The sequence below is a fragment of the Delftia sp. ASV31 genome (assembly GCF_016428765.1).
Taxonomy (GTDB): Bacteria; Pseudomonadota; Gammaproteobacteria; order Burkholderiales; family Burkholderiaceae_C; genus Comamonas; species Comamonas acidovorans.
This window is the reverse complement of record NZ_JAELTK010000061.1, coordinates 19,843-38,248: the sequence shown is the minus strand read 5'-3', so window position 1 is coordinate 38,248 and position 18,406 is coordinate 19,843. Positions and strand designations below refer to the sequence as shown.

Below are 18,406 nucleotides of genomic sequence, written 5' to 3'. Positions count from 1 at the left end.
GGCCGAGCACTGCGCCACCATCCTCGACCGGGTGCTGGAGGCGGCCAGCCGTCCCGTGCCCGTGCAGGACCGGGTGCTGTCCGTGACCGCCAGCCTGGGCGTCAGCCTCTACCCCGACGACCAGGCCGACCCCGACCTGCTGCTGCGCCATGCCGACCAGGCCATGTGCGTGGCCAAGCAGGCCGGGCGCAACCGCTACCAGCTGTTCGATCCGGAAAACGACCGCAAGGCCCATGCGCGCCGCCTGCAGCTGGGCTGGCTGCGCCAGGCGCTGGAGAAGGGTGAATTCCTGCTGCACTACCAGCCCAAGGTGGAGCTGGGCGGCGGCAGGCTGGTGGGCGCCGAGGCCCTGCTGCGCTGGCACGACCCGCGCCAGGGCCTGCGCGCGCCGGGCGAGTTCCTGCCCTTCGTGGCGGGCAGCGACCTGGAGCGGCCGCTGGGCGACTGGGTCATCGGCGAGGCCGTGGCCCAGGCGGCGCGCTGGTTCGGCCAGGGACTGGACCTGTGCGTGAGCATCAACGTCAGCGCCAACCAGCTGCTGGACGGCGGCTTCCACGCCAAGATGGCCCAGGTGCTGGCCCGCCACCCGGACCTGCCGCCGCACCTGATCGAGCTGGAAATCCTGGAAAGCGCCGCCATTGCCGACATGGAGCAGGCCATCCAGGTGATGGGCCAGTGCCGGCAGCTGGGCATCCGCTTTGCGCTGGACGACTTCGGCACCGGCTATTCCTCGCTCACCTACCTGCGCAAGCTGCCCGTGCAGTCGCTCAAGATCGACCAGAGCTTTGTGCGCGACATGCTGGCCGACCCGGACGACCTGGGCATCGTCGAAGGCGTCATCCAGCTGGCCAGCACCTTCCAGCTCGAATCGGTGGCCGAAGGCGTGGAAACGCCCAAGCATGCGCGCCGCCTGCGCGACATGGGCTGCCACGTGGCCCAGGGCTACGGCATCGCCCGGCCCATGCCCGCCGACCAGCTGCCCGCCTGGGCCGCGCGCTGGCAGGCCGGGGACAACTGGCTGGCGCATGGGCGGCATATGCCGTCCGAGGCCTGAGCTTCGCGTCCCGGCGCCAGTGCCGGTGCCGGTGCTGGTGCCGGCTATGTCAACTCGGCTGGACGGGTTTCCATGGCATTGCGGGTGGGCAAGGTGATGCAGAACATGGCGCCTCCCGCGGGGCCGTTGCTGGCGACGACGGTGCCGTCCATGGTGTCGATGATCTTGCGGCAGATGGCCAGGCCCAGGCCCGTGCCGCCCGAGCCGTCCTTGGTCTTGCTGGACTGCACGAAGGGCTGGAAGATCTTGTCCAGTTCCTGCGGCGGAATGCCCGGTCCCTGGTCGGAGACGGCAATGCAGATGTCGCCCTGTCCGTCGATGCGGCCCTGCACATCGATGCGCCCGCCAATGGGCGAGAACTTGATGGCATTGGCCAGCACATTGCGCACCACCTGCTGAAAGCGCACGGGGTCGGCCTTGGCGATCAGCGGCGTGTCGTCGAGCTCCAGCCGCAGGTCGATGAGCTTGTGCTGCTGCTGCGGCTCCAGCTCGCGCACCACGGGCCGTATCAGGCTTCTGAGGTCGGTGCGTTCCAGGTGGATGGTTCCCACGGCACTTTCCAGCTTGGCGACATCCAGCAGGTCGTTGACCAGGGCCAGCATGCGCTGGCCGGCTGCATGGATGTCGTTGAACATGTCTGCCATCGCGGCATTGCCGTGAGAGCGCAGGCCGCCCAGCTCGGCAAAGCCCATGATGGACTGCAGCGGGGTGCGCAGCTCGTGGCTCATGTTGGCCACGAATTCCGATTTCACGCGGAAGGCCTCTTCGGCCGCGTCGCGGGCTTCGTGGATGGCATGCTCGGCCGCGCGGAATTCGCTCACGTCCACAAAAATGCTGAGCACGCCGGTGATCCGGCCCTGGGCATCCTTGACTGCCGCCTTGGAGATCTGCACGTCGCGGTAGCTGCCGTCCACATGGGGCAGCCGGGCCTCCAGCACCATGGGCTGGCCTGAACGCATCACATCCTCATTGCCGTGCATCTGCAGCAGGTCATGGTCGCCAGAGTGCAGGCCCTCGACCTCATGGCCGAGCACGGCGTAGCGGCACCTGCCAAAGAAGTCTTCCCAGGCCTTGTTGACCAGGGCCACGCGCTGGCCCGCGTTCGTGACCAGCATGGGCAGGGGCGTGGTCTCGAACAGCAGGTGCTGGAAGGCCAGCTGGGTCTGCAGCTCCTGCTGGGCCTTCCAGCGGGCGGTCACGTCCACGGCGCTGCCGGCAAAGCCCACCAGCCGGCCCTCGCGCAGCAGGGGAACCACGGCGATGTCGCAGAGTATTTCCCTTTCGTCGGGAAGGCGAAAGCGCGCCTGGCAGTTGCGCAGGGCCAGCTTGGCCTGGGGGTCGAGCAGTGCCTGGATCTGGGACCTGCAGGCTTCATGCACGATGCCCTCCAGCGGCTGCCCTACCGCCTCGGCGCTGGGCTGCCCGGTCCACTGCTCCCAGCGGGCGTTCACGAAGGTCAGCCGGCCGTGGCTGTCGGTTCGGAAGATCAGCTCCTGCACGCTGCGCATGAGCACGGCCATCTCATGCTCGCTGCGCGCCAGGCGCGCCTGGGCCTTTTCCATGGCCTGCTGTGCCGACTTCTGCACCCTGCGGGTCTTGAGCACCGACGCGCTCAGGCCGAGCACCAGGGCAAGAAGCGCAAGTCCGGCAACGAAGAAGGCGAAGGCATCGTCACGCCAGCGCGCGATCACCGCCGCGTAGGGCTCCTCCACGACCAGCAGCAGGGGCCAGTTGCGGACCGTGCGAAAGGACACTATCTCATGGGGGCCTAGCAGGCCGGCGCCAATGTAGGAGCCGAATTCGCTGCCTGGCAGCCATTTCTGGAAGATGGGGGTCTTGCGCGCAGAGGCCGTTTGTACGCCCCCGCCTGCGTTCGTGCTGGCCAGCGGTTGGCCGTCGTAGCTCAGCAGCACCGCCTCGTAGCTGAGGGTTTCCAGCGTGGCCTGGTAGAAGTTGGCCACGGCATCGGGATTGATCAGGCCCACCAGCACGGCGGGTGCGCCGCTGTCGTTTTCGAAGGCCAGGATCTGGGGCAGGTAGTGGACGCCCCGCGGTGTCGCATGCGGGGCCGATGCCAGGGAGGAGAGACTGCGGCCGCTGACAAGGCGTCCCAGTTGCACCTTGCCCAGGACCGGAGCCGATGCATTGTCCGGCAGTAGCTTGTGCAGCTCGATCTGCAGACCGGCCTCGCCCGCTTGCGTGCTCGCCAGGATGCGTCCTTTGCCATCGAGCAGCGCCATGCTGCGCAGAACCGGCAACTGGGCGACCACTTGCGCCATGGCCGCCTCGCGCGCATCGCGCGAGCTACCGGCGGACTGGATGACCGGATTGTGGGCCAGGCTGGCCAGGGCCACCTCGCCGGTCTCGAAAGTCTTCCCTGTCTGATCTTCAAGTACCCGAGCCAGCAACGCTGCCTGGGCCTTGCTCTTGTCGGCCTCGGCGTGCAGCTGACTCCAGACAAAGAGCACCAAACCTGACAGCACGCACAGAGCAAATGTCAGAATCAATACCTTGAGGTGGGCGCTACGCCTGGCCTCCAGAAAATGATGTGCGGCCGTTTGTTTGGACATGATGAAAATGCTCCATCGGTCGTATTCAAGGCGCGACGATTGCGCTCAACCCATTGTTGCGCGCGGCACGGGTCAGGCGCCCGTCGCGCTTGATGTCGGAGACGAACTGGTCCAGGCGAGCGAGCCACTGGGTGTCGGCCGGACTGGTCGCGTAGCCGTAGGGAATTACATGGAACGGCTTGGGTGGCGCGATCAGCCGGGCCCAGTCGGAGCTGTCGAGCAGCCTGCGGCTGTAGGGGTAGTCGGTCATGAACACGTCCACGCGCCCCGCCATGAGTTCTTTTTCCCGGCTCTGGGGTGGCTCGATGGGCACGAGGCGCGCGTGCCTGAGCGTCTCGCGCATCACGGGCTCCATGAAGGTGCCGCGCTGCACGGCGACCTGCACGCCAGGCTGGTCGATGTCCGCCCAGGATTGCACGGTCTGATTGCTCTTGGTGGTCACGCCGTAGATGTCGCTGCTCAGATACGGCTGCGTGAAGCGCAGCTGCTTTTGCCGCTGGGCAAGAATGCCCACGGCGAACATGGCGACATCGCAGCGCGACTCCAGCAGGTCAGGTATCAGCCTGGGAAAGGAGGAGTCCACATACTGCACCCGCACGCCCAGGTCCTTGGCCAGCTCCACCGAGAGCTCCGCATCGATGCCCGTCAGCCTGCCTGTGCGCGCGTCACGGAACGTGATGCCGTAGTAGTCCGGCCATATGCACACGCGCAGGGCACCCGTGGCGGCAATCCGGTCCAGCACCTCGCCTGCCCCGGCACAACCGGACCATTGCACAAGACACAGCAGCAATCCGGCAGCGGCTGCCAGACGGGCCAGCACGCGCCGTTGAGGCGGTGCGCCGAAACAGGTCGATGATGGACGCATGGCGGGCTTTCAGGGGGTGTCGATCAGTTCGGTGAAGGACGGAGCCTGCCGGGTCAGCGCCAGGCGCAGCGCATCGAGCTCTTCGATGTTGTCCATGAAAGCGTCGACGATTCCGGGATCCAGGGCCTTGCCCCGTTCCGCCGCGATCATCTCCAGGGCCTGCTCCAGCCCGAACGCCGGCCGGTACACCCGGTCCATGGTGAGCGCGTCGAAGATATCGACGATGGAGGTGATGCGCGCCGACAGCGGGATGTCCTCGCCTGCCAATCCCTGCGGGTAGCCCTTGCCGTCGAAGCGTTCGTGGTGGCTTGCGGCGATCTCGGCGGCCATCTGGAACACGGGGATGCGCGACTGGCCCAGCAGGCGTGCGCCGATCTCGGCATGCCGGTTCATGACGAGGCGCTCCTGCGGACCCAGCGGCCCCCCCTTCTTGAGGATGGTGTCCGGGATGCCGACCTTGCCTATGTCATGCATCGGGGCCGCCTTGCGCAGCAGGCTGGCGAATTCGATGCGGCAGCCCAGGCGCAGGGCCAGGGCCTCCGACAGGTAGCCGATGCGGACGATGTGCGAGCCGGTATCGTCATCCTTGAGCTCTGCGGCCATGGCCAGGCGCAGCAGGGTCTCGTGGTGGGCACGTGTCACTTCCTTGAGAAGATCGTTGCGCTCGCGGTACATGCGGCCGAAGTCCTGGATGAGCAGCTCCATCTGCTCCACGGCTGCAGGATCGAAACGTCGCGATGGCTCCCTCGGGGTGCCGGTCTGGTACTGGGCCATCAGGCGATCCTCTGCAGGCTTTCGATCGTCTCCAGCAGCTTCAATGTGCTGAAGGGCTTGACCAGGTATTCGTCGGCTCCGGCGAGGATGCCCGCCTTGCGGTCTTCGGCACTGCCCCGGGCCGTCAGCAGGATGACCTGCGTATGCAGCAGCTCGTAGGAACTCTTGATGCGGCTGCAAACCTCCAGACCATTGATGGTGCCCGGCATCATGATGTCGAGCAGGACGATGTCGGGGCTGAGCCTCTGGGCCATCGTCCAGGCTTCATCGCCGTCACAAGCCTCTACGACTTCGAAGTCACGGAATTCCAGCGTCATGCGCAGCAGCTTGCGGATATCTGCATGGTCTTCGACGATGAGTACTTTTTGCATGGGGAGACCTTTCATGCCGAAACGGAAATTTGATCCGACATGTGAATCATAAATATCAATTTCATCAAATTTTATTGATTTTTTCTATCAGATCCACGCTGGGCAAGGTGATCCGGTGGGCGCAACCCATGCACGATCGCGACAAGTCGCAGGCAGTCAAATCGCGCTTGGGGGGCAGAAGGCGCAACTGAGCCGCCAGCCGGGCAGGTGGCCGCCCTGGGGCAGGTTCGTCGCAGACCTGCCGCTGCGCCTGTGCGCAGGGCCTGTTCCTAGGCCTCGTCCTTCCACAGTGCATCGAGGTCGGTGAAGCCCCATTTCGCAGGGTCTTCCCGGCTGACGATCTTCTCCGTGCACCCAGGCCGTGCCAGGTCAACGGTCTCCGGTGCCATCCGCATGCCGCTGGCCGTGGAATAGAACACCTTGACCTGCGGACAGGTCAGGGACTGGCGGCCAGGGTCGATGACCACCCCCAGCCTGCCCGTGGTCAGCCGCACCAGGGAGCCCACCGGATAGATGCCTATGCTTTTGACGAAGGCCTGGAAAACGGTCTTGTCGAAGTGGCCGGCACTCCATTCGGCCATCTTGTGCACCGCCTCCGCAGGATCCCAGCCGCGCTTGTAGGGGCGGTCCGAGGTGATGGCGTCGTAGACATCGCAGACCGCGCCCATCTTCGCGAACAGGCTGATGTCCTCGCCGCGCAGCCTGTGGGGGTAGCCCGTTCCATCCACCTTCTCGTGGTGGTGAAGGCACACGTCCAGCACGACCGGGTCATCGACGCCGCCGGCCTTGAGCAGCTCCAGGCCTCGCGCCGGATGCTCGCGGACCTCGGCAAACTCCCTGTCGGTCAGGCGCCCCGGCTTGTTCAGGATGGGGGCGGGGATCGCCATCTTTCCGATATCGTGCAGCAGGCCCGCATAGCCCGCCTCGCGCACCTGCTGCGGTGGCAGGTCGAGTTGGCGTGCCAGCACGATCATCAAGGCGCAGACCGCCACCGAGTGCATGTAGGTGTAGTCGTCGCTGTTCTTGAGCCTGACGATGCTGATCATGGCGCTGGGATTGCGGATGATCGAATCGGACACCTCGGCGACCACGTAGCGGGCCTCGTCCTGGTTGATCTCCCTGCCCATGCGCACCTCGCGGAACATGGCGGTGATCGCCTGCCTGGACTGGTGGCAGATGCGGGCGGCCCGCTTCACCTCCTCCTCGAAGGCAACGGGCCGCAACTCGCACTCCAACTCGGCCAGCTGCGAGATCTCGGACAGTTGGGCGTCGATCACGGTGTCCACCTGCTCGCGGGTGAAAGACGGCCCGCCTTGCGCAACATCCAGGCCCTTGGCGGTATCGATCCACACTTCCTGAATGGGGGACTGCAGGATCCTCGCCAGGTCGGCAGGGTCTTCCAGCTTGAAGCGGCTGCGCCAGAACGGGTGTTCCATCCAGCTGCCGCAGAGGCTTTCCAGAAACATGCCCAGCCGCAACTGGCGCACGCTGATTCGCTTGATCATGAACTCGGACCCCGCAACGGTTCACATGGATGCACCATCTTGCCGCCTTTTGCCTGCTTCGGTACGAATCCAGGTCAGAAGGCCGCCCATTCCTCATCCTTGAGCTGCGGCTGCGCACGGGCAGGCGACAGGCGTGGCGGCCTGGAGGGCTGCACTTGCCTGGGGGCCGTGGCCTGGGCCGTCGCGGCGCGCAGCCCGCCAGGCTGGCTTGCGCCATGCTCGGGATGCATCTTGAAGGTGGAGACGATCTGCGCCAGGGCGGCGGCCTGCTGCTCCAGGCTGCCTGCAGCGGCCGAGCTTTGCTCGACCAGCGCCGCATTCTGCTGCGTCATCTGGTCGAGCTGGCTCACCGCCTCGCCGACCTGACGGATGCCCACCGCCTGCTCGACCGATGCGCTGGAGATCTCGCTGATCATGGTGTCCACGCTGCGCACCTGCTCCACGATGCGGCCCATCTGCTCGCCGGCCCGGGTCGCCACCTCGGTGCCCTGCTCGACCTTTTGCAGGTTGGCGCCGATCAGCTCCTTGATCTCCTTGGCCGCCGTGCCCGAGCGCTGGGCCAGCGCGCGCACCTCGCTGGCGACCACCGCGAAGCCCCGGCCCTGCTCGCCGGCCCGCGCGGCCTCCACGGCCGCGTTGAGTGCCAGGATATTGGTCTGGAAGGCAATGGCGTCGATGACGTTGGTGATCTCGGCAATCTTGCGCGAGGCCTCCGAGATGTCCTGCATGGTATGCACCACCAGGGCCACGGACTTGCCCCCCTCGACAGCGGAGGCCGAGGCGGCCGAGGCCACCTTGTTGGCCTGCTGGGCCGTGTCTGCATTCGTGCGCACCGTGGCCGTGAGTTCCTCCATCGAGGCAGCCGTTTCCTCAAGGTTGCTGGCCTGCTGCTCGGTGCGCTGGCTCAGGTCCAGGCTGCCAGAGGCGATCTCGCTCGATCCCGTGGCAATGGAGTCGCTGCTCTGGCGTACACGGCCCATGATTTCGCGCAGCTTGTCGTTCATGCTGCTCATGGCGGAGAGCAACTGGGCTGGCTCGTCCCTGCCCTGCACCACGATGTTGGCCGTGAGGTCGCCGTGCGCCACGGTGTCCACCACCGAGACCGCCATGCGCAGGGGCTCGGTGATCGAGCGCGTGATCGCCCAGGCCAGCACGGTACCCAAGGCCACAGCCAATGCGGCCAGGCCACCGAGCAGGTACAGCGCCAGGTGGTAGTCCTTCTCGGCCTGCTCGGTGGCCTGGCGCCCGCCTTCCTGGTTCAGCGCGATGTCCTGGCCCACGACGTCCATGAGCTGGGCGAATGCCTGAGCGGTCGCTCCTGTGGCCAGGGCGCGCGCCTGGGCTGCCTGCTCGGGCCCCCCACTGGACAGCTCCACCATCTTGCGGTCAGCGACGCGGGCCGCATTCCACAGCACCAGCATCCTTTCATACAGCTGCCGCTCCTCGGGCGAGGACACCAGCTTTTCATAGACGGCCAGCTCCGACTCCAGGGTTTTTTGGGCCTGCAGCAGCAGGTCCTCCTGGGCGCGCTTGCTTTGCGCGTCCTCCTCGATCACGTGGCGAAGCCCTGCGCGGCGGGCTTCGTTGGCCTTAGCCCGGATCGAGGCCAGCACATTGGTGGAGGGCAGCCAGTTCGTGCCCAGGTCGTTGGCATTGAACTGGACCCGGGCGATCTGCAGGGAGCCGATACCCGCCACCATGCTCAACAAGAGCAAAAGCAGGGTAAAGGCAACGATGAGCCTTGTGCGGATGGACAGAAGTCGGAGGAACATGGGGGTCTCCTGGGAGGCGGTTGGAAAGATCTTCGATCAATATGATGTAAATGATTGTTTCCCTGGCTTAAACGCAGCTTAAGAAATCAAATTTATCAATTTAATTCTGTGTGGCCCTTGCCACCGAGATCCGGTTCCGCTGGAGCCGCCACGCAGTCCTCTTCCTCGGGCCTGACCAATCGCCGCAGCCCTTTGGCGCCGGGCGAAGCCTTCCGACTGACGTGCACGACAAAGCATCAGCGACCAAAGTTGTAACAGTAGGTTGTGTTCGTTGGTGCTCTCTGCTAAATTTTTATCAAATTCATCAAATAAATTTGATTGGAGTGATAAAAATGTCGCACACACTGAAAACCGAAACCACCAGGCAATGGCTCTCCTTCCGCGTGGACGATGAGGAGTTCGGCATCGACCTGCTGCAAGTGCAGGAGATCCGGTCCTATGAGTCGCCCATGCGCATTGCCAATGGCCCCGCCTACTTCAACGGCGTGCTGGAACTGCGCGGAGAGGTCATCCCCGTCATCGATCTGCGGCTCAGGCTGGGTCTGGCGCACAAGCAGTACGACGCCTGCACCGTGACCATCATGCTGCGCCTGCCTGGCGGAGTGACGGGCATGGTGGTGGAGGGGGTCACCGACGTGGTGACGCTCATGCCGCAGGACCTGCGGGCCGTGCCCGATATGGGCGGGGGCCTGGTCAATGACTGCCTTCTCGCCCTGGGCGTGCTCGATGAGCGCTCGCTGCTGCTCATCGATGCCCACCGGCTCTTGTCGCCGGCAACAGCAACAGCAGCCCTGCCGGACTGCGCTGCGATCTGAGCCACGTGCTCCGGCACGCCCCTTTCCCCGCCCGTACACCGCAATTTGCCCATCCCACTGGAGACGCGTCATGAATCCTCGCATCTGGACTGTCAAGACCAAACTTTCCGCGGCCTTCACTTGCCTGGCGCTTCTCACCATGGTGGTGTCCCTGCTGGCCCTGCAGGCGTTGAGCGAGGCAAATCAGAATCTTGTCCACTTCGTCGAAGGCATCAACGCCCGTGCGCACCTGGCAGAGAAGATTCGCACAGCCGTGGACCGCCGGGCGATCGCGGCGCGCAACCTGGTGCTGGTGTCCTCCCCTGAGGACCTGGCGGCGGAGAAGGAGGCGGTGACCTCCGCACAAGCCGACGTTCGCACCTCGCTGGCCGAACTCCAGGCCAAAATGGCTTCGAAGGATGTTGCGGCCGATGCACGTGATCTGGTTGCCAAAATTGCGGGCGTGGAGCAACGGTATGGACCGGTCGCTACCGACATCGTGTCCCTGGCTCTGCAAAACCAGAAGGAGGCAGCGATCCGCAAGATGAACGAAGAGTGCCGGCCCTTGTTGGCGCAGCTGATCGAGGCCACCCGCCAGTACAGTGAACTGACCCGCCTGCGTTCACAGCAGATGATCGAGGAGGCCGCGCAGGCCTACGCGCACCGCAGAAACATACTGATCGCCGCCAGCGTCATGGCCTTTGTCCTGGCTGTGCTGATGGGGCAACTGATAGCACGCGGCCTGACGCGCGCCCTGGGTGCGGAGCCGGCACAACTGGGCGACGTTGCGCAACAGATTGCCCAGGGCAATCTCAGCCCTGAATTGCTTCGCCACCAAGCCCCTGAAGGCAGCGTCCAGGCATCGCTCAATGCCATGCTCAAGAGTCTGGTCTCTGTCGTCCATGAAGTTCGCAACAATGCCGACGGGGTCGCCGGCGGCAGCACGGAAATCGCCAATGGCAATGCCGACTTGAGCCAGCGCACCGAACAGCAGGCCAGTGCCTTGCAGGAGACTGCAGCGTCGATGGAGCAGCTGTCGACCACCGTCAAGCAAAACGCGGACAACGCCAGGCAGGTCAATCAACTCGCCTTGGGAGCAAGCCAGGTGGCCACCAAGGGCGGCGGCTCTGTGCAGGAGGTCGTCAATGCGATGCAGGACATCAGCGAAAGCTCGCGCCAGATCGGCGAAATCGTGGGCGTGATCGACGGCATCGCGTTCCAGACCAACATCCTGGCGCTCAACGCCGCGGTCGAGGCGGCCCGCGCGGGCGAGCAGGGAAAAGGCTTTGCCGTGGTGGCCGGTGAGGTGCGCAACCTGGCGCAGCGCAGCGCGCAGGCAGCCCGGGAGATCAAGCAGCTCATCGCCACCAGTGCCACACGCGTCAAACAGGGGACCGAGCTGGCTGACCAAGCTGGCGCCACCATGGCGGAAGTGCTGCATTCCATCCAGCGCGTGACGGATCTCATGGGTGAGATCAGCAGCGCCAGTGATGAGCAAAGCGCGGGGGTGGCGCAGGTCGGCAAGGCCGTCAGCCAGATGGACCAGGTAACGCAGCAAAATGCGGCGCTGGTGGAGGAAAGCGCGGCGGCAGCGGCCAGCCTCAGAACGCAGGCACAGCAGCTGGTGCAGGCCGTGTCGATCTTCCAGCTGGGAGGCCATGCGGCACAGCCTGCCTCGACACCGCCGCTGTCGCAGCCGACGGTGCGGGCGCGCAATCCGGCACCCGCGAAAGCAGCGCTCCCCGCCCGCCAGGCTGCCCGGCCCGTGCTGCGCCCCGTGAGCCCTGCGCACAAGCAGGCGCAAGCGCAGGAGCAGGACGACTGGGTGTCGTTCTGATCAACGGCCCCTTGCGTGCGCCGGGGTGCGGGGCCGCCGCCATGCCGGGTCTGCCAGGGGCTGCAGGGCCCAAGTCCAGGGTCCGTGCAAGTTCTGATATTTTCAGCGCTGTTCCTGCGCAGGCAGCCCCCGGCTTTCGACACCCCCATTTCATGATTTCAAACTTCATTCCGTTGAACCCACAGCAACTGGACGCCGCCATCGTTGATCTCGACGGCACCATGGTCAACACCCTGGGCGACTTCGCCGAAGCCCTCAACCGCATGCTGGCGGACCTGCAACTGCCGGCCATCGCCCCGCAGGCCATCGAGAACATGGTGGGCAAGGGTTCGGAGCACCTGATCCGCTCGGTGCTGGCCCATGTGGGCGCGGCCGATGTGGATGCCATCTACGGCCAGGCCTGGCAGCGCTACGAGCACCACTACCTGCAGCTCAACGGCCAGTTCGCCGAGGTCTATCCGGGCGTGCTCGAAGGCCTGCAGGCCCTGCGCGCACGCGGCCTGCGGCTGGCCTGCCTGACCAACAAGCCGCTGTCCTTCGCGCAGCCGCTGCTGGCACAAAAGGGCCTGGCGCCGCTGTTCGAGCAGGTCTTCGGCGGGGACTCCTTCGAGCGCAAGAAGCCCGACCCGCTGCCCCTGCTCAAGACCTGCGAGGCCCTGGGCACCTCCCCCGCACGCACGCTGATGCTGGGCGACTCCAGCAACGACGCCCAGGCCGCGCGCGCCGCAGGCTGCCCCGTGGTGCTGGTCAGCTACGGCTACAACCACGGCCAGCCCGTGCGCCAGGTCGATGCCGACGGCTTTGTCGACGCGCTGACCGAGCTGGCCTGACCTGCCGGGGCTCGGTGCCGGTGTTGTTGAGAGAAGAATGAGGTTTGGCGGCGGTTAACGCACTTTGGTGGTGCGATTTATGTTTTTGCTAGAGTCGTCTGCTTTGCCATCCTGGCCGCGATCCGGCCACAGACAAGGAGGAAGCACGCCACATGCACGGACTGCACCTGACCGCCGATCTCTACCAATGCCAGGGCGACGCGCGCCACATGCTTGACGCCGACGCCATCGCCGCCCTGTGCCGCGCACAGACCGCGCAGGCCGGCCTGACCCTGGTGGAGGACCGCTGGGTCAAGTTCCCGGACTACCAGGGCCAGCCCGGCGGCGTCACCGGCACCGTGCTGCTGGCCGAATCGCACCTGGCCATACACACCTGGCCCGAGACCGGCTGCGTCACCGTCGATGTCTACGTCTGCAACTTCTCCGCCGACAACTCGGGCAAGGCCCGCGCGCTGATGGAGGGCGTGATCGCCGCCTACGCGCCGGGCCGCGTGGTGCGCCAGCACCTGATGCGCGGCGACATCGGTCCCGGCGCCCAGGCCACGGCGGCGGCCGATGAGGGCGATTGGGCGCTGGAGGCGCTCACGCCCCATGCGCGCTTTGGCTGGCGCGCCACGCGGCGCGAAACCGTGCAGACGCCCCATCAGGAACTGGAGCTGCTGCACACGCCGCAGTTCGGCAAGGTGCTGCGCCTGGATGGCCGCTTCATGACCTCCGAAGGCGAGGAATTCTTCTACCACGAGGCCCTGGTCCATCCCGCTGCCCTGGCCCACCCGGCGCCGCGCAAGGCGCTGATCCTGGGCGGTGGTGATGGCGGCGCGGCCGAGGAGCTGCTCAAGCACCCGTCCATGGAGCAGGTGGTGGTGGCCGAGCTGGACGAGGCCGTGGTCCAGGCTGCGCGCACGCACCTGCAGCAGGTGCACCGGGGCGTGTTCGATGACCCGCGCCTGCAACTGCGCATCGGCGATGGGATGGCCATGGTGGAGCGCACCGAGGAGCGTTTCGACCTCGCGCTCATGGACCTCACCGACCCCGACACGCCTGCCAGCGCGCTGTACTCCGACCAGGCCCTGGCGCGCATGAAGCGCGTGCTGGCGCCGGGCGGCGCCCTGGTGCTGCACCTGGGCAGCCCCGTCTTCCATGGCGAGCAGGTGGCGCGGCTGGTGGCCAGCCTGCGCGAGCGCTTTGCCATCGTGCGCTGCTACGGCCTGTACATCCCCCTGTACGGCGCCTACTGGGGCCTGGCCGTGGCCTCCGACACGCTGGACGCGGCGGCGCTGCCCCCCGCCCAGCTGCGCCAGCGCCTGGCCGAGCGCCGCCTGCCCGACCTGCGCTACTACAACGCCGAAGTGCACCCCGCACTGTTCGCGCTGCCCAACTATTACCGCGACCTGGTGCAGCCCGCGCCCCTGGCGGCGCTGCCCGCGCGCGCGGTCCGCGTTGCCTGAGCCCAGCCCGTTCTGGCAACGGTCCGAGCCCGGCCCGCCCTGGCCGGGCTGCGGTGGCAACTGCGTGCCCGGCAGGGCAAATTTGACACAGTGCTGCAATCTGGTGGCAAGTCTGCTGTAATGAAAAACGGCGGGAAGGCCTGTGCGCCCGCCATTTTTTCGGCCTCCCTGGTAAGTATTTCCGGGATATTGCGTGCTTGCAAGAACCATATCAACAGATAAGCGCCAGACGCCCTGTATCAAAATGACTGCTTCCCTTTCAAAAACAAGAATATCCGCGTCCAAATTCCATGATGATTCCTTGCTGCGGATTTGGAATTGGGCTTTGTTGGCGGGACTGGTATTGAGTTTCCCCCTGAGCTTTGTATTGCCGCAAAGCCTGAGCTGGGAAAATGGATTCCTGGAGAATATCCAGGCCGTGACCCTGCTGCTGGGCATGGTGGCGGCCCTGGTTGCGGCGCGGCGGCAAAAGGGCTCCCTTGCAGCGCCCCTGTGGTGGATCGCCTCCCTGTTCTGGCTGGCCTTTCTGGGGCGTGAACTGGCCTGGGGCGCGGCTTTCCTGCCCAGCCTGGAGGCTGGCAAGTGGGGGCCGGTGATCAGCTCCCAGGCGCTGTGGTACCGGCCCGCCGTCAAATGGGTGGTGGGGGCCATGCTGCTGCTGTGCTGCTATTGGTTTGTGCGCCATGGTGTCTGGAACAAAGTCATCAAGCGCCTGGTGCGCGAAAATGCGCTGCCGATATTCAGCCTGGCGATATTTGTCGCGGCCATGGTGATCTCCACCAATGCGGAAGGTCATGGCTTCATTGTCCTGCAGCAATGGTTTGATTATCAGGTGATCGTGCTGGAGGAGCTGGTGGAGACCTTTGGCTATATGGCACTGTGGCTGGCGCAGTGGGCGCTGGTCAGGTATGTTGCTGGCTGGCGGGAAGATATTTGAGCCGATATTGATCAAACCGGCCGCCTGCATATTCCCGGTGTAATGGGGCAGATTCAGGGGCCGGTAAGTCGCCAGTAAGACGCAATCGAGGAGCATGGCCGTTTTCCCCGCAGGTTTGCCGCTCTCGCGGCGGACCGACGGAGCCTGAAACGACAGAACGTGCCATCGCAATGCAAGCCTCCATCTACCAGGACGTGATAGGTATCCAGGCGGCGGGCCAGGCGTATTCCCTGGGTTCGCGCTTCCAAGAATGCAGCCAGCACCGTGCCGTGCGGCTGGAGACGATCTTCGAGCTGGTCATCCTCAAGTTCCGCGAGGACCTGCTGCAGGCGCTGGCCGAGGAGCCGCCAGGCCCCGCACGCCACCTGCGCGCCTATATCCGCTGCGTCTGCGACCATGCCCTGTCCCGCCAGCGCGGCCAGAAGACGGCCGCACAGTTGCTGACCCGCGCAAGATTCCAGAACATATGGTTTGATTTCGTGGACGCTGCCTGCGCCGACGATCTGGTGTCCGAGGACATTGCCCTGCAATGCCGCGCCATGGTCGAGGACCTGTGGGTCATCCATGTGCTGGTCGAGCCCATGGCGCCGCAGCGCATCACCGGGATCAGGGAGCATTTGCTGTCCCTGTGCGGCAACGACGGAAACCATGAATCGCATCGCATTAATTGAGGACCATGCCAGGCTGGCCACGCTGGTCAGCCGCTCGCTGGCCAACTCCGGCATAGAGACCGATGTCTTCCACCAGATCTCCACGGCCTGGCTGGCCCTGCAGGACATCGACTACGGCGTGATCGTCATCGACCGCGGCCTGCCCGATGGCGACGGCCTGCAACTGGTGCAGCGCCTGCGCGCCGCGGGCCGCTCCACGCCCTGCCTGATGCTCACGGCCCGTGACGCACTCAGCGACCGCGTGGGCGGCCTGGAGGCCGGTGCCGACGACTACCTGACCAAGCCCTTTCCCATGGAAGAACTGATTGCCCGCGTGCGCGCCCTGCTGCGCCGCCCGGCCCTGGTGCAGGAGCTGGCGCCGCAGCTGGGCGACATCAGCATCAGCCCGCAGCAGGCCTGCATGCACTGCGCGGGCTCGGCCATCGCGCTGCCGCCGGCGGAGCTGCAGATCATGCTCAGCCTGGTGCGCAAGGCCGGCGCCACGGTGCGCCGCTCCACGCTGGAGGCGGCGGCCTGGGGCATGAGCAGCGTGGTCACGCCCAACGCCCTCGATGTGGCCCTGCACCGGCTGCGCCGCAAGCTGGCCGCGGCCGGCTCGTGCATGGAAATCGTCAACATCCGGGGTCAGGGCTATGCGCTTCGCGAACCTTTGCTGGCCCGGTAGCCTGCGCTCGCGGCTGCTGGCCGTCTATGGGTTGAGCATGGTGTTCAGCGCGCTGCTGGTCGGCGCGCTGGTGATCCTCGTCGCCAAGCCCTTCGACAGCTACGCGCTGCAGCGCGGCATGGGGCATGCGGCCGAGAAGCTGGCCGAGTGGGTGAGCTTCGATGCCAAGGGCGTGCCCCAGGGTTTCAGCGAGCGCGAACTCAAGGCCTGGATGCTGACCAGCCTGGGCGAGGAAATGCAGCTGCGCATCACCGACGCCCGCGGCCGCGTGGTCTTCGCCCCCAACGGCGAAATGCAGCCGCTGACGCAGACCGGCCAGGGCTTCGACCCCGAGCTCAAGGCCTTTGCCTACGAGCGCGGCGGCGTGGTCATGCGCGCGGGCACGGCCACGCTGGTCCACGACGGCACGACGTGGCACGTGCAGATAGCCGTCAGCGACCGCATGGTGGACTGGCTGCGCGAATCGGTGGGCCTGCCCGCGCTGTGGCGCGGCATGGTGGCCATCGGCGTGGTCTTCCTGGTCGTGTTCCTGTTCTCCACGCACCGCACGCTGCAGCGCATGCTCAGGCCGCTGGGCGTGGCCGCGCAGGATGCGCAGCGCATCACCCCGCAGACGCTGGGCACGCGCCTGCAGCCCAAGGATCTGCCGCGCGAGTTCGCGCCCCTGGTCGAGGCCTTCAACCATGTGCTGGACCGGCTGCAGGCCGGCTTCAGGAACCAGCAGGAATTCCTGTCCATGGCCGCGCATGAGCTCAAGACGCCTCTGGCCCTGATGCGCGTGCAGATCGAGCTGGAGCCCGAGGACCGGCGCAGCCCCGAGCTGCTCAAGGACGTGGACCACATGGCGCGCCAGGTCCAGCAGCTGCTGCACCTGGCCGAGGTCTGCGAACACCAGCGCTACCGCATGGAAGACATTGCGCCGGCCGACATCATTGGCGAGGTCTGCGACTTCATGGCCCGCGCCTCCGAAAAATGCGGCGTGCACATCCACTGCGAGGTCAAGGACGATGCCCTTGCCTGGCGTGCCGACCGGGGCGCGCTCTTCGTGCTGCTCAAGAACCTGATCGAGAACGCCGTGCAGCACAGCCCGCAGGGCGCCACCGTCACCGTGAAGGCCTGCGGCCTGGGCTTTTCGGTGCTGGACCAGGGCCGTGGCGTGCCGCCCGAGGACCTGCCGCGCATCTTCGAGCGCTTTTGGCGCAGCAGCGAGCGGCGCGACCTGGGTGCGGGCCTGGGCCTGCCCATCTGCCTGGAGATTGCGCGCGCCCACGGCTGGACGCTCACGGCCCTGCCCGGTGCCACGGGACTGGAGATCCAGGCGCGCTTTGCCGGGCCGGTGCAGGAGCCCGCGCAGCCGTTCAACCGCCCAGCAATGCCTTCTTGAGCTGCTCGTCGGCCGGGTGCGGGCCCAGCCAGATGCCCAGCAGCGCCTGGAAGAACTCGGGCTCCTGGAAGGGCGCGCCCTGGGCCTGGCCCTTGACGAAGACCTGGGCACCCTGGCCCGGCACCCAGTCCACCGAGAAGTTCTCGCCCGGCAGCAGCTTCTTGTGCTGCGTGAAGATGTCGCTCATGCGCAGCACGCCGGGCACCAGGCGCGAGAAGCGCGCGCGCTCCATGTTGTCCTCGATGCCGCGCGCGAACAGCTTGCCCAGCTCGGCCGAATCGATCTCGCGCAGCATGGTCACGCTCACGCGCTTGGGGCCGGGCAGGGCCGCGATCTCCTGCAGGCTGGCGGCCGGCTTTTCCAGGTACAGGCCCGCCGTGTAGACCTTGAAGATGGCCTTGTAGCGAATGCCCGCGCCGTTGAGCTGCAGCGTCTGACCGCCCACCCCCGCCTGGGCTGGATAGGCCACGCCCGCGACGGTGCGCGGCGGCTCCTGGGCTGTGGCGGCCAGCGGCATCGCCAGCGCCATGGCCAGGGCGGCTGTCTTCATCCAGCGGGGCAAGGCGGTCATGGTGTCTCCTGCGGGGGGGCGGGCTGTGGCCCGGTTGCGGTTTGTTACGTCCGGGCGACATGTTGTGGGGATCGGGTGGGGGTGGCAACAGGGTTTTCGCGGGCCGATGGCGGGTGGCTATCATCCTGCTCGGTCCGCTGTTCTTGTCGTGGGTGTATGCCCACGGCTCTGCGGTTATGGGCGGGATGGGGCTACCCGCAAGGGCGTCCGCACGTCGCAATGCGTGTTCTTAACATCCCGTCCACCTGTCTGTGCGTTGCACCGCTGATTCTGTTTGCAAGCCCCTGTCGGGGCGTTTCTTTTCGAGGCCGGGTTTCGGCCCGGCGGCCGACTCACTTTCTTGTCTCGCTACAAGAAAG

General features: G+C 66.0%; 16 protein-coding genes and 1 pseudogene. 10 read left to right on the top strand and 7 right to left on the bottom strand.

Annotated features, from left to right (window positions below; translation table 11 throughout):
* Positions 1-1,054 (top strand): bifunctional diguanylate cyclase/phosphodiesterase (locus JHD82_RS20225; protein ID WP_199138386.1); only part of this gene is annotated, 1,054 nt, incomplete at its 5' end.
* Positions 1,055-1,098: 44 nt separating this feature from the next.
* Here the strand turns inward: JHD82_RS20225 and JHD82_RS20220 are convergent.
* The 6 genes from JHD82_RS20220 to JHD82_RS20195 all read right to left on the bottom strand — a co-directional run bounded on the left by JHD82_RS20220 (position 1,099) and on the right by JHD82_RS20195 (position 8,911).
* Positions 1,099-3,624 (bottom strand): ATP-binding protein, encoded by a 2,526-nt coding sequence (locus JHD82_RS20220; RefSeq protein WP_199138383.1) that lies wholly within the window; start codon positions 3,622-3,624, stop codon positions 1,099-1,101.
* A gap of 25 nt (positions 3,625-3,649) precedes the next feature.
* Positions 3,650-4,489 (bottom strand): ABC transporter substrate-binding protein, encoded by an 840-nt coding sequence (locus JHD82_RS20215; protein ID WP_199138382.1) that lies wholly within the window; start codon positions 4,487-4,489, stop codon positions 3,650-3,652.
* Between the two features lie 9 nt (positions 4,490-4,498).
* Positions 4,499-5,263: an HD-GYP domain-containing protein gene (locus tag JHD82_RS20210; RefSeq protein ID WP_199138381.1), complete on the bottom strand. Its 765-nt coding sequence runs from the start codon at positions 5,261-5,263 to the stop codon at positions 4,499-4,501.
* On the bottom strand, positions 5,263-5,634 hold the full coding sequence (locus JHD82_RS20205; protein WP_199138380.1) for a response regulator transcription factor: 372 nt from the start codon (positions 5,632-5,634) through the stop codon (positions 5,263-5,265). The genes JHD82_RS20210 and JHD82_RS20205 overlap by 1 nt, the downstream gene beginning before the upstream one ends.
* Before the next feature lie 269 nt (positions 5,635-5,903).
* Positions 5,904-7,139 (bottom strand): HD-GYP domain-containing protein, encoded by a 1,236-nt coding sequence (locus JHD82_RS20200; protein ID WP_099734962.1) that lies wholly within the window; start codon positions 7,137-7,139, stop codon positions 5,904-5,906.
* Between the two features lie 74 nt (positions 7,140-7,213).
* On the bottom strand, positions 7,214-8,911 hold the full coding sequence (locus tag JHD82_RS20195; protein ID WP_199138378.1) for a methyl-accepting chemotaxis protein: 1,698 nt from the start codon (positions 8,909-8,911) through the stop codon (positions 7,214-7,216).
* 332 nt (positions 8,912-9,243) lie between these two features.
* Here JHD82_RS20195 and JHD82_RS20190 point away from each other — a divergent pair, with 332 nt between their 5' ends.
* From JHD82_RS20190 to JHD82_RS20155, 9 genes and pseudogenes are all read left to right on the top strand, one after another.
* On the top strand, positions 9,244-9,726 hold the full coding sequence (locus tag JHD82_RS20190) for a chemotaxis protein CheW (protein WP_199138376.1): 483 nt from the start codon (positions 9,244-9,246) through the stop codon (positions 9,724-9,726).
* Between the two features lie 70 nt (positions 9,727-9,796).
* Positions 9,797-11,542, top strand: a complete 1,746-nt coding sequence (locus JHD82_RS20185; protein ID WP_199138374.1) for a methyl-accepting chemotaxis protein — start codon at positions 9,797-9,799, stop codon at positions 11,540-11,542.
* Between the two features lie 152 nt (positions 11,543-11,694).
* Complete coding sequence (locus JHD82_RS20180; RefSeq protein ID WP_043820118.1) at positions 11,695-12,372, top strand: phosphoglycolate phosphatase; 678 nt, start codon at positions 11,695-11,697, stop codon at positions 12,370-12,372.
* Positions 12,373-12,524: 152 nt separating this feature from the next.
* Positions 12,525-12,875: pseudogene (gene speD, locus JHD82_RS30485) on the top strand (adenosylmethionine decarboxylase); the annotation flags it as partial.
* A 6-nt stretch (positions 12,876-12,881) separates the two neighbouring features.
* Positions 12,882-13,820, top strand: a complete 939-nt coding sequence (gene speE / locus JHD82_RS20175) for a polyamine aminopropyltransferase (RefSeq protein ID WP_374191654.1) — start codon at positions 12,882-12,884, stop codon at positions 13,818-13,820.
* Between the two features lie 244 nt (positions 13,821-14,064).
* Entirely contained in the window at positions 14,065-14,757 is a 693-nt protein-coding gene (locus tag JHD82_RS20170; protein ID WP_043780549.1) for a hypothetical protein, read from the top strand.
* Positions 14,758-14,927: 170 nt separating this feature from the next.
* Positions 14,928-15,428: a hypothetical protein gene (locus tag JHD82_RS20165; RefSeq protein ID WP_199138370.1), complete on the top strand. Its 501-nt coding sequence runs from the start codon at positions 14,928-14,930 to the stop codon at positions 15,426-15,428.
* On the top strand, positions 15,406-16,092 hold the full coding sequence (locus JHD82_RS20160) for a response regulator transcription factor (protein WP_013804692.1): 687 nt from the start codon (positions 15,406-15,408) through the stop codon (positions 16,090-16,092). Before JHD82_RS20165 ends, JHD82_RS20160 begins: the two co-directional genes overlap by 23 nt.
* Entirely contained in the window at positions 16,061-17,476 is a 1,416-nt protein-coding gene (locus JHD82_RS20155; protein WP_047473841.1) for a HAMP domain-containing sensor histidine kinase, read from the top strand. Before JHD82_RS20160 ends, JHD82_RS20155 begins: the two co-directional genes overlap by 32 nt.
* On the opposite strand, the gene JHD82_RS20150 is transcribed toward JHD82_RS20155, so the two are convergent.
* The gene (locus JHD82_RS20150; RefSeq protein ID WP_012202680.1) at positions 17,451-18,047 is read right to left on the bottom strand and encodes a chalcone isomerase family protein; all 597 of its coding nucleotides are present in this window, start codon (positions 18,045-18,047) and stop codon (positions 17,451-17,453) included. The two genes, JHD82_RS20155 and JHD82_RS20150, sit on opposite strands and share 26 nt — an antisense overlap.
* Positions 18,048-18,406 lie beyond the last annotated feature (359 nt).